The organism is Agromyces salentinus, from assembly GCF_009749395.1.
GTDB classification, from domain to species: Bacteria; Actinomycetota; Actinomycetes; order Actinomycetales; family Microbacteriaceae; genus Agromyces; species Agromyces salentinus.
This window is the reverse complement of record NZ_WBIR01000019.1, coordinates 13,616-24,478: the sequence shown is the minus strand read 5'-3', so window position 1 is coordinate 24,478 and position 10,863 is coordinate 13,616. Positions and strand designations below refer to the sequence as shown.

The 10,863-nt window shown below is 70.7% G+C and carries 12 protein-coding genes and 1 tRNA gene; 7 read left to right on the top strand and 6 right to left on the bottom strand.

Features of this window, described 5'->3' with window-relative positions:
• Positions 1 to 43 precede the first annotated feature (43 nt).
• From GQQ95_RS15835 to GQQ95_RS15820, 4 genes are all read left to right on the top strand, one after another.
• Complete coding sequence (locus GQQ95_RS15835) at positions 44 to 1,609, top strand: pectate lyase family protein (protein WP_157428588.1); 1,566 nt, start codon at positions 44 to 46, stop codon at positions 1,607 to 1,609.
• Between the two features lie 161 nt (positions 1,610 to 1,770).
• Positions 1,771 to 2,616: an endonuclease/exonuclease/phosphatase family protein gene (locus tag GQQ95_RS15830; RefSeq protein WP_157428587.1), complete on the top strand. Its 846-nt coding sequence runs from the start codon at positions 1,771 to 1,773 to the stop codon at positions 2,614 to 2,616.
• Positions 2,617 to 2,745: 129 nt separating this feature from the next.
• Positions 2,746 to 2,827: transfer RNA gene (locus GQQ95_RS15825), tRNA-Leu, on the top strand.
• Between the two features lie 161 nt (positions 2,828 to 2,988).
• On the top strand, positions 2,989 to 3,210 hold the full coding sequence (locus GQQ95_RS15820) for a hypothetical protein (RefSeq protein ID WP_157428586.1): 222 nt from the start codon (positions 2,989 to 2,991) through the stop codon (positions 3,208 to 3,210).
• Between the two features lie 11 nt (positions 3,211 to 3,221).
• Here GQQ95_RS15820 and GQQ95_RS15815 read toward each other — a convergent pair whose 3' ends face one another.
• Positions 3,222 to 4,082 carry an LLM class flavin-dependent oxidoreductase gene (locus GQQ95_RS15815; RefSeq protein ID WP_157428585.1) on the bottom strand — a complete coding sequence of 287 codons (861 nt, stop codon included), beginning with the start codon at positions 4,080 to 4,082 and terminating at the stop codon, positions 3,222 to 3,224.
• 105 nt (positions 4,083 to 4,187) lie between these two features.
• Between GQQ95_RS15815 and GQQ95_RS15810 the strand changes: the two genes are divergently transcribed.
• Positions 4,188 to 4,841, top strand: a complete 654-nt coding sequence (locus GQQ95_RS15810) for a biliverdin-producing heme oxygenase (RefSeq protein WP_157428584.1) — start codon at positions 4,188 to 4,190, stop codon at positions 4,839 to 4,841.
• 191 nt (positions 4,842 to 5,032) lie between these two features.
• Positions 5,033 to 5,785 (top strand): DedA family protein, encoded by a 753-nt coding sequence (locus tag GQQ95_RS15805; RefSeq protein ID WP_157428583.1) that lies wholly within the window; start codon positions 5,033 to 5,035, stop codon positions 5,783 to 5,785.
• Positions 5,786 to 5,836: 51 nt separating this feature from the next.
• Here the strand turns inward: GQQ95_RS15805 and GQQ95_RS15800 are convergent, their stop codons facing one another.
• The 4 genes from GQQ95_RS15800 to murI all read right to left on the bottom strand — a co-directional run bounded on the left by GQQ95_RS15800 (position 5,837) and on the right by murI (position 9,121).
• The gene (locus GQQ95_RS15800) at positions 5,837 to 6,766 is read right to left on the bottom strand and encodes a cation diffusion facilitator family transporter (protein ID WP_157428582.1); all 930 of its coding nucleotides are present in this window, start codon (positions 6,764 to 6,766) and stop codon (positions 5,837 to 5,839) included.
• Between the two features lie 125 nt (positions 6,767 to 6,891).
• Complete coding sequence (gene rdgB, locus GQQ95_RS15795; protein WP_157428581.1) at positions 6,892 to 7,521, bottom strand: RdgB/HAM1 family non-canonical purine NTP pyrophosphatase; 630 nt, start codon at positions 7,519 to 7,521, stop codon at positions 6,892 to 6,894.
• Positions 7,518 to 8,279 carry a ribonuclease PH gene (gene rph, locus GQQ95_RS15790; RefSeq protein WP_157428580.1) on the bottom strand — a complete coding sequence of 254 codons (762 nt, stop codon included), beginning with the start codon at positions 8,277 to 8,279 and terminating at the stop codon, positions 7,518 to 7,520. Before rph ends, rdgB begins: the two co-directional genes overlap by 4 nt.
• Entirely contained in the window at positions 8,276 to 9,121 is an 846-nt protein-coding gene (murI, locus tag GQQ95_RS15785) for a glutamate racemase (RefSeq protein ID WP_157428579.1), read from the bottom strand. The genes rph and murI overlap by 4 nt, the downstream gene beginning before the upstream one ends.
• 60 nt (positions 9,122 to 9,181) lie before the next feature.
• On the opposite strand from murI, the gene GQQ95_RS15780 reads away from it, so the two are divergent.
• Complete coding sequence (locus tag GQQ95_RS15780; protein ID WP_157428578.1) at positions 9,182 to 10,501, top strand: nicotinate phosphoribosyltransferase; 1,320 nt, start codon at positions 9,182 to 9,184, stop codon at positions 10,499 to 10,501.
• 34 nt (positions 10,502 to 10,535) lie between these two features.
• Here GQQ95_RS15780 and GQQ95_RS15775 read toward each other — a convergent pair whose 3' ends face one another.
• On the bottom strand, positions 10,536 to 10,823 hold the full coding sequence (locus tag GQQ95_RS15775; RefSeq protein WP_157428577.1) for a DUF3039 domain-containing protein: 288 nt from the start codon (positions 10,821 to 10,823) through the stop codon (positions 10,536 to 10,538).
• Positions 10,824 to 10,863 lie beyond the last annotated feature (40 nt).

Sequence of the window (10,863 nt, the reverse complement as noted above, 5' to 3'; positions counted from 1 at the left end):
CGATGTACGAGTGCTCCACTCAACGATGAGAAGGAACGAACGCATGAAACGCAACAACGTCCGCAGAATCATCGCGACCGCATCAGCGGGCGCCATCGTCGCGGCGGCGGGGGTGCTGGGGGTCGCGCTCCCGGCCGCGAATGCCGCGACCGGCAGCGCCACCGGGTTCGCCACCCAGAACGGCGGCACCACCGGCGGCGCCGGGGGTGCCACGGTGAAGGCCACGACCGGCACCCAGATCCACGCCGCGCTGTGCGGCCGCGCGAGCGCCTCGACCCCGATCACGATCCAGGTCGAGGGCACCATCACGGTCGCGAACACGGCGAAGGTGTCGGGCGCGAGCTGCAACACCGCCGACGGCGTGATCGAGCTGAAGCAGATCAGCAACGTCACGCTCGTCGGCGTGGGCGCCGGCGCGACGTTCGACCAGGTGGGCATCCACATCCGCGAGGCGAGCAACGTGATCATCCAGAACGTGCACGTCAAGAACGTCAAGAAGTCGGGATCGCCGATCTCGAACGGCGGCGACGCGATCAGCATGGAGTCGAGCGTCCGCAACGTCTGGGTCGACCACTCGACCCTCGAGGCGTCTGGCGGCGAGAGCGAAGGCTACGACGGCCTGTTCGACATGAAGGCGGACACGAAGTACGTGACGCTCTCGTACAGCGTCCTGAAGAACTCCGGTCGCGGTGGCCTGATCGGCTCCAGCGAGAGCGACGTGTCGAACGGGTTCGTGACGTTCCACCACAACCTGTACGAGAACATCGACTCCCGCGCGCCCCTGCTGCGCGGTGGAATCGCCCACATCTACAACAACCACTACGTGAGCCTCAACGAGTCGGGCATCAACTCGCGCGCCGGGGCGAAGGCGAAGGTCGACAACAACTACTTCGAGGACTCGAAGGACGTGCTCGGCACCTTCTACACCGACGCCGCGGGCACGTGGCAGGTCAGCGGGAACATCTTCGACAACGTCACGTGGTCGGCGCGCAGCGGGGACAACAACCCCGCCGGACCGAACCCGGTCTCGACGACGACCGTGTCGATCCCGTACGCGTTCAGCCTCGATTCCGCCTCCTGCGTGCCCGGAGTCGTCGCCGCGACCGCCGGCGCGAACAAGGGCCTCAAGGTGTCGGATGGTTCGTGCACGCCTCAGAACCCCGACCCGACCACGCCGCCCACCACGCCGCCGACGACCCCGCCCACGACTCCGCCGACCACTCCGCCGACGACGCCGCCCACCGGCACGAACCTCAGCCTCGGCGCGGGGGCAGACGGATCGAGCAAGGCGAGCGGCACCGGCTTCGGCAACGTGATCGACGGCTCCACGAGCACCTACTGGTCGCCGACGAGCGCGACCGGCAGGATCTCGGTCAAGTGGGGCTCGGCCAAGACGGTCTCGTCGGTGGTCATCCGCGAGGCATCCGGAGCGGTCGGCAACATCACCGCGTGGCGTGTCACCAACAACGACACCGGTGCGGTGCTGGCCACCGGCACGGGTGCCGGCACGATCACGTTCGCACCCACCTCCCTCACGAAGGTCAACTTCGAGATCACGGCCTCGCGCGCGACCCCGCGCGTCGCCGAGTTCGAGACCTACGCCGGCTGATCCCGGCCTCCTGACTCGCACCCCTCCAGCCCGATCGTCCGCCGGGCTGGAGGGGTGCGACCCTTCCCCACAGCAGGCTCGGGCGACGCGGCCGTGACGCCACGACGTCAAGGGGTTTCGGGAATCCTGCGAGCCTGCCTACCCTGCGGCATGTGCGGCTCATGACCTGGAACGTGCTCTGGCGCTTCGATCCCGACTGGCGGGACCGGGAGCGCGGCATCCTGGCGACGCTCGACCGGCTGGAGCCCGACGTGCTCGGCCTGCAGGAGTGCTGGTCGGTCGGTGACGCCTCGCAGGCCGACCTCATCGCCGAACGGCTCGGACTGCATGCGGCGTTCGCAGGCCCGTCGCTGCCCCCGGTTCCCGAACCACCCGAACATCCCGACCAGGCGGGCGTGCGCATGGGCGTCGGCCTGGTCAGCCGCTGGCCCATCTCCTCGGTACGACGCCACGAGCTGCCCATCAGCCATCGCCAGGTCGCGCCGGTCGCGCTCGAAGCCGAGCTGCGGCATCCGGATGCCCCGCTCCGCGTGATCGTCGCGGCGACCGAGTGGGAGCCCGAGTACGCCGACGATCACGTCGCACAGACCAGCGCCCTCGCCCGCGTGATCGCGGGGGCCGAAGCGGGGCGTCCCGCCGAGTCCGGATCCGACGCCCGACACGACCCCGCTGCGTCGGCCGCGATCACGACCTTTCTCCTCGCCGACCTGAACTGCGACGCGAGCCAACCCGAGTTCGCTCCGCTCGCGGCCGTCGCGCACGACTCGTGGGAGCTCGGCCACGGCGACGCGCACGCCGTCACCCTCAGCTCGGCGGTGCCGTTCGCCCCGCTCGAGGCGACGAAGGAGATCGACCGGCGCATCGACCACATCCTCGTGAACCACGGCGCCGAGGTCTCGGTCGAGGCGGCGTTCACGGTCGCCGAGCCCGTCGACGGACAGTACCCGTCCGACCACTTCCCGGTCGTGGCCGACGTGCGACTCATGCCGGGCCTCCGCACCGCCTGAGGTCCGACGCGTAGCGCCGACCCGCAACCGGTCCCGACGCGGCATCCGTCCACCACAAGGACCGACGGATGCCGCGTCGAGCAGCGTCTCGGGTGGGCCGGTGGAGCACGCCTAGACTGAAGGGCACTCGCGGGAGTGGTGAAATCGGCAGACACGCAGGATTTAGGTTCCTGTGCCTTCGGGCGTGAGGGTTCAAGTCCCTTCTTCCGCACGAGACAAGACAAGACCAGACGAAACGGGAACGCGCACTGGGACGGGGCGGAAGGCGACACGCTGGCCGCCATGGCGACCACGTCCGTGAGGCTGCCGATGCCCGCACGGCGATCGAACGACGTCATGGCGCTCGATGCTCGCCCGCTGAGACCATGGGTCATGGGGAATCCAGCCTCGAACGCGCCGGCCGGCGACGACGTCTGCGACACCGCTGCCTTCGACACCGACGCCGTCGACACCGATGCGTTCGACGCCGGCCCGTCGGATGCCGGCGAAGCCGTCTGCTGGCTCGCCCGCGTGTGCGACGCCTGCGGAGCCTTGGTCGAGGGCGTCGGCGCCGCTCCGTGTTGGCGCTGCGGGGCGGTCCTCGTACAGGAGTGACGGTCGGAGCGTCAGGCCGCCGGCGGCCCGGCCTCGATGCGCACCCGCGCCTTCGCCTCGACCTCGTCGGCTGGAACGCTCCAGTCCGACTCCAGCCACCACGTCACGCCGGCATCGGCCCAGGGCGTGACGACGGATGCGGCCGCCACGGCGTCCGTCGCGCTCGTGGTGCCCTCCTGGGTGATCGCGTACGGCCGGTCGCCCAGGCCTGCGGCCTCGCGCTCGCGGCGGATCCAGTCGATCGCCTCGCGCGCGATCGCGGGCGAGTAGCCGGGCGCCTCGGGCGTGATCTCGGTGCCGGGAGGGGCGAAGTTGGGAATCCACCCGTCGGCGAGCGCGGCCCTGCGCATCGACTTCGGCCGCGGCCACACGCCGACGACCCACGTCGGGATGCGCGGCTGCTGGACGGAGGGCAGCGGCAGCATCTGGTCGGTCCTCGCCGCTCGGTAGTGCGCTCCGTCGAACGTGAAGGGCTCGGCGCGCCAGAGATGCTCGAGCATCTCGAGCGACTCGTCGAGCCGTTCGGCCCGCTCCCGCCGACCGGGGTCGGACTCGAAGATCCAGAATCGCGTCTCGACGGCCTCGGGCACCCCGAGCCCCGCGGAGAGGATGACCCGACCGTGCGAGAGCCGGTCGACCGTCATGGTCTGGCCGGCGAGCTCCCACGGCCGACGCCTCGGGACGGGCGTGAGCATCGTGCCGAGCCGGATCGTCGAGGTGCTCACCGCCGCTGCGGCGAGCGTCGCCCACGGATCGGTGGCCCAGATGCCCTCCCAGACGAAGAAGCCGTGCCACCCGTGCGCCTCGGCGAGCTTCGACAGCTCGACCGCGACCTCGGGATCGCTGCCGGTGTAGATGAACCCGTATTCCATGCGGCGCACGCTACCCTCGCCCACCGACAGTGTCGACGATCACCGTTCGGAAGCGGGTAGTAAGGTGAGGCTAACTTATCCTGCATCGAACGAAGGACGCGACCGATGACCATCGCTCCCCCCGCCGGGGCCGCGCCCGCGACCGAGCCCGTCGACGTCGCCGCCCTCGTCCGCGCCGCGACCGCCGAGGACCACCGCAACGCCGAGAGCCGCGGGTTCATCACCCGGCTGATGGGCGGCGAGCTCACCCTCGAGGACTACACGCGCTACCTCGCGCAGTTCGGCTGGGTCTACGAGGCGCTCGAGGAGCGCGGCGCCCGCGCCGGCGACCCCGACGTCTTCGATCCCAAGCTCGCCCGCCTGCCCGCGATCGAGGCCGACCTCGCGGCGCTCGGCGCGGCCGACTGGCGCGAGACGCATCCGGCCCTGCCCGCGACCGCCGCCTACGCCGCGCATCTCCGCTCGATCTCCGACGACGACATGCGCTATCTGGCACACCACTACACCCGGTACCTCGGCGACCTCTCGGGAGGTCAGGCCATCGCGGCGCTCGTCGGTCGCCACTACGGCGCGACGCCGGAGCAGCTCTCCTTCTACGACTTCGACCTCGGAGCCGAGGGCCCGGTGCGCTACAAGCGGCGCTATCGCGAGGCGATGAACGCGCTCGCCCTGCGCCCCGGACAGGTCGACGTGCTGATCGAGGAGGCCAAGGCCTCCTTCCGGCTCAACGGCGCGATCTTCGAGGCTCTCGCGGCCTGAACCGCGGCTCGGACCACGACGGCGTGGTGGCATCCACTCCTCCAGGTGGATGCCACGGCGCCGAGGTCATACCCGGGGATGATTTCAGGGTTCCCACCCAGTCGGCAGGGGCGTCTGCTCGGTAGACTTCGACGACACCACGCCGCCTGCGACCCGGCATCCGCCGTGTCCGACGACAGGAGCACGATCCCGTGATCAACACCGCACTCATTCCGTGGCTCGACCCCGAAACGATCATCGGCGGCGCGGGCCCGTGGGCGCTCCTCGTCGTGTGCGCGATCGTGTTCGCCGAGACGGGCCTGCTCGTCGGGTTCCTGCTGCCGGGCGACACCCTCCTCGTCATCGCCGGGCTGCTCACCCACACCTCGCTCGTGTTCGGCGTGGACATCTGGTGGGTGTGCCTCGCGATCGGATTCGCCGCGTTCCTCGGCGGTGAGGTCGGCTACCTCATCGGCCACAAGGCGGGTCCGGCGATCTTCGAACGCAAGGAATCCGGCCTGTTCAGCGTCAAGAACGTCGAACGCACGAACGCCTTCTTCGAGCGATTCGGCGGCCTCGCCGTGATCCTCGCCCGCTTCGTGCCGATCGTGCGCACGTTCACGCCCGTCGCGGCCGGCGTGGGGCACATGAACTACAAGAAGTACACGCTGTACAACCTCATCGGCGCCCTCATCTGGGGCGCCGGGCTGACGTACTTCGGCTTCCTCATCGGCTACATCCCGCCGGTCGCCGACTTCGTCAAGGAGTACATCGACCTCATCCTGCTCGCGGCGGTCGGCGGCACGGCGCTCATCACGCTGTGGCACTACTTCCGGGAGCGCTCGAAGGCGAAGAAGGCCGCCGCCGCCGGCGAAGACGTCGTCACCGACGAGGACGAGGCCGAGCAGCTCGTGCTCGACCCCGAGGTCTTCGAGCGCGGCCCCGAGGACCCGCACGCACGCTGACGGCAACGCGAGACGGCGCTTCCAGCCGAGCAGCGCTCCGGATGCCGCGGCTCAGCGGTGCGAGCCCTGCTCCTGTCCGGCGCGGCCGGCGGGTTCGAGCTGGAACGTCGAGTGCTCGACGTCGAAGTGCGCGGCGAGGCATCCGCCCAGCTCGTCGAGGAGGGCTCCGGCACGACCCGCCGCGAACACCTCGGGCTCGACCTCGATGTGCGCCGAGAACACCGGCTGACCCGAGGTGATCTGCCAGACGTGGACGTCGTGCACGGCCACCACGCCGGGCGCGCCGAGCAGGTGCTCTCGGATCTCCGCGACATCCGTGTCGGCCGGAGCCGACTCGAAGAGCACGTGGACGACGTCGCGCAGCAGCGAGATGGCGCGGGGCACGATGAGCAGGGCGATGCCGAGGGAGGCGATGGGGTCAGCGGCGTCGAAGCCCGTGAGCACGATCACGATGGCGGCGGCGATCACGAGCACCGAGCCGATGAGGTCGCCGAGCACCTCAAGGTATGCGCCGCGGAGGTTGATCGAGTCCTTCGCTCCCCCGCGCAGCACGAGCATCGCCGCGACATTGGCGACGAGGCCCGCCACGCCGACGAGGAGCATGCCCCCGCCGGCGACCTCGTGCGCCTCGCCGGCACCGCCCTCGATGAGGCGCGAGACCGCCGAGACGGCGACCGTGACGGCCACCACGGTGAGGATCACGCCGTTCACCAGGGCACCGAGCACCTCGGCTCGCCGATACCCGTACGTCTGGCGGTCGGTCGCGGGGCGCGCGGCGACGACCGCGGCGATGAGGGCCACCACCAGGCCGATGAGGTCGCTCGACATGTGCCCGGCATCGGCGAGCAGCGCGAGCGATCCCGTGAGCACCGCGCCGACCACCTGCACGAGCAGGAACACGCCGATGATGGCGATCGCGATCCAGAGCCTGGTGCGATTCGCCGCCCCGTGCGCGTGCGAGTGATTGTGCGAGTGTCCCATCACCTCCAGCGTAGGCGCCGAACGCCGGGACCGGGCGTGATGGGAATGAGTCGCGTTCTCAGGCCGAGTGGTCGGTTCGGGCCGCTCGAATCCGGCTCGGGGGGGGGGCGACCCCTGACCCGGGTTCAGGCGCTCGCGGGTCCGACCAGCTCGGCGATGCGCTCGAGCTCGGGCAGGAGCTCGACGAACGCCAGGGCCCGGTGACTCTGCGCGTTCTTCTGCTCCGGGAGCAGCTCGGCCGCGGTGATCTCGAGCCCGTCGGGCTCGAAGATCGGGTCGTAGCCGAAGCCGTGCGACCCCCGCGGCTCGTACGCGACGGTGCCCCGCCAGCGACCCTCGGCGACGAACTCCGATCCGCCGGGCAGGAGTGACTCCGGCACCACGAGCGCGATGGTGCAGCGGAACTCCGCTCCACGGTTCGGCCGGGCGATGTCCGAGAGCTGGTCGAGGAGCAGGCGGCGGTTCGCCTCATCGCCGGCGCCGTGACCGGCCCACCGCGCCGAGAGGATGCCGGGCGCCTCGCCCAGCACGTCGACGACGATGCCCGAATCATCGGCCAACGCGATGCGGCCCGTGTGCGCCGCGGCGGCGCGGGCCTTGATCAGCGCGTTGGCGGCGAAGGTCACGCCGTCCTCGACGGGTTCGGGGCCGTCGTACGGGACGACGACGGCCTGCGGCATCCGCTGGCCGATGATGCGCTGAAACTCGCCGACCTTGTGCGCGTTGTGGGTCGCGAGGACGAATTCGAGGCTCACGCGTTCGCCCGGGCCTCGGCGAGCACGGCCTTCTGGATGTCGGTCAGCGAGGCCGTGCCGGCGAGCGCGAGGTCGAGGAGCGCGTCGAGCTCGCGACGGTCGAACGGGGCGCCCTCGGCCGTGCCCTGCACCTCGACGAACAGGCCCCGTCCCGTGGCGACGACGTTCATGTCGGTCTCGGCGCGCACGTCCTCGACGTAGGCGAGGTCGAGCATCGGGCTGCCGTCGATGATGCCGACCGACACGGCCGACACGGTGTCGATGAGCGGCGTGGCCTTCTGGCCGATGAACTTGCGGCCGCGAGCCCATTCGACCGCGTCCGCCAGCGCCACGTAGGCACCCGTGATCGCCGCCGTGCGCGTCCCGCCGTCGGCCTGGAGCACGTCGCAGTCGATCTGGATGGTGTTCTCGCCGAGCGCCTTCATGTCGACCACGGCACGCAGGCTCCGCCCGATGAGGCGGCTGATCTCGTGCGTGCGTCCGCCGACGCGGCCCTTGACGGCCTCTCGGTCGTTGCGGGTGTTGGTCGCCCGCGGGAGCATGGCGTACTCGGCGGTCACCCAGCCCTTGCCGGTGCCCTGCATCCACCGCGGGACGCCGTTCGTGAAGCTCGCCGTGCAGAGCACCTTCGTGCGCCCGAAGGAGATCAGCGCGCTGCCCTCGGCGTGCTCGCTCCAGCCGCGCTCGATGCGCACCTCGCGGAGGTCGTCGGGTGCGCGGCCGTCGGCGCGGACGATGGGGGCGGATGCCTCGGTCATGCGTTCTCCTGTCGAAGTCGTACGTGGTCGGGAATCGTGACCGCACCCGTCTCCACGAGCTCGACGCTCGGGATCTCGGGGGCGATGAGCCGGTGCGCGAGGTCGAGGAAGGCGCTCGTGGAGCCGCCCGTCGCCTCGTAGCGGTAGCTCGGCGGCAGCGCCGAGCGCCGTTCCATGCCGCGTCCGACGAGCACGCGGTACACGTCGTTCGCGGTCTCGGCGTCGCTGGAGACCAGCGAGACCTGGTCGCCCATGACGTACGAGATCGCGCCCTTCAGGAACGGGTAGTGCGTGCAGCCGAGGACGAGCGTGTCGACGTCGGCGGCCCGGAGCGGCGCGAGGTACTCCTCGGCGACGGCGAGGAGCTCGTCACCGCTCGTGACGCCCGCCTCGACGAACTCGACGAAGCGCGGGCAGGCGACCGAGTACAGGTCGAGGTGCGGGGCGGCGGCGAATGCGTCGTCATATGCGCGGGAGGAGATCGTGCCGGCCGTGCCGATGACCCCGACGCGACCGTTGCGCGTCGTGGCGACCGCGCGCCGGACGGCGGGCTGGATCACCTCGACCACGGGCACGTCGTACCGTTCGCGCGCGTCGCGCAGCATCGCGGACGAGGCCGTGTTGCAGGCGATGACGAGCATCTTCACGCCCTGGGCCACGAGGTCGTCGAGCACCGCGAGCGCGTAGCCGCGGACGTCGGCGATGCGCTTCGGGCCGTAGGGCGAGTGCTCGAGGTCGCCGATGTAGAGGATCGACTCGTTCGGCAGCTGGTCCTTCACGGCGCGTGCGACCGTGAGGCCGCCAACTCCGGAGTCGAAGATCCCGATCGGTGCATCCGTCACAACAGTCCAGCTTAGGCGAGCCCGCGGAGGCCGCCGCCATGGGGCCAGTAGGCTGACCGGGTGACCGGGTCCGCAGCATTGTTCACCGACCGATACGAGCTCACGATGGTGGATGCCGCCCTGCAGGACGGAACCGCCCACCGTGAGAGCCTCTTCGAGGCGTTCGCGCGCCGGCTTCCCGACGGCCGCCGCTACGGCGTCGTCGCCGGCACCGGGCGCCTGCTCGAGCTCATCGACCGCTTCCGCTTCGAGGACGCCGAGCTCGAGTGGCTGCGAGAGAACCGGGTCGTGCGACCCGAGTCCCTCGACTGGCTCGCCGACTACCGCTTCCGCGGCGACATCTGGGGCTACCGCGAGGGCGAGGTCTACTTCCCCGGCTCACCGCTCCTCACGATCCAGGCGACGTTCGCCGAGGCCGTCCTGCTCGAGACCGTGGTGCTCTCCACGCTGAACTTCGATTCGTCGGTGGCCAGCGCGGCCGCCCGCATGGTCTCCGTCGCGCTGGGGCGCCCGATCGCCGAGATGGGCTCGCGGCGCACCAACGAGCGCTCCGCGGTCGCCGCCGCCCGCGCCGCGTACATCGCGGGCTTCGACGCGACGTCCAACCTCGAGGCCGGCCGGACTTGGGACATCCCGACCATGGGCACGGCCGCGCACGCGTTCACGCTGCTGCACGACTCCGAGGAGGACGCGTTCCGCGCCCAGGTCCGCGCCTTCGGCACCGAGACCACGTTGCTCGTCGACACGTACGACATCCGCCGGGGCGTCGAGCTCGCGGTGCGCGTGGCCGGGCAGGGGCTCGGCGCCGTGCGCATCGACTCCGGCGACCTGCCGACGGTCGTGGCGTCGGTGCGCGAGCAGCTCGACGAACTCGGTGCCGTGGGCACCAGGATCACGGTGACGAGCGACCTCGACGAATTCACCATAGCGGGCCTGTCGGGCGCGCCCGTCGACTCGTACGGCGTGGGCACGTCCGTCGTCACGGGGTCGGGGGCTCCAGCCGCGGGCATGGTCTACAAACTCGTCGCACGCCGCGACGATGCCGGCGAGTGGATCTCCGTCGCCAAGGCCTCGACATCGAAGGCGAGCGTCGGCGGCCGCAAGAACGCGGCACGCCGTCTCGACTCCACGCGCACCGCCCGCGAGGAGCTCGTGTTCATCGGCGACGGACCCGGCGGCGATGCCGAGTTCGAGCCGGGTTCGCACCTGCGCCCGCTCATGGTTCCGCTCGTGACCGGGGGCGTCGCGGATGCCGCGTACCTCGGCGCTGCGGGCACCGCGGCGGCACGCGCCCACCGCGCCGAGGCGATGCAGGAGCTGCCGATCGAGGCGTTCCGGCTCGGGCGCGGCGAAGCGGCGATCCCGACGACCTACCGCTGAGCGGGAGTCATGGGGCGGGTGCCGGTCCGGCGCCTCAGCCCTGCTTCATGCGCTCGTAGATCTCCTTGCACGTCGGGCACACCGGGAACTTCTCGGGGTCCCGGCCAGGAGTCCACTTCTTGCCGCACAGCGCCTTGACGGGCTTGCCGGTCATCGCCGACTCGAGGATCTTGTCCTTCTTCACGTAGTGCGAGAAGCGCTCGTGGTCGCCCGGCTCGATGGCCTCGTCCTGCAGGAGCTTCTCGAGCTCCCGGTCGAGGACCGAGGTTCCGCCGCCCGGGGCGTCGGGGTCGGCGATGCTGGCGTAGACGGGCACGATCATGGACCGATTCTACGTGCTGGCGGGAGCGGCGTGGCCGTTC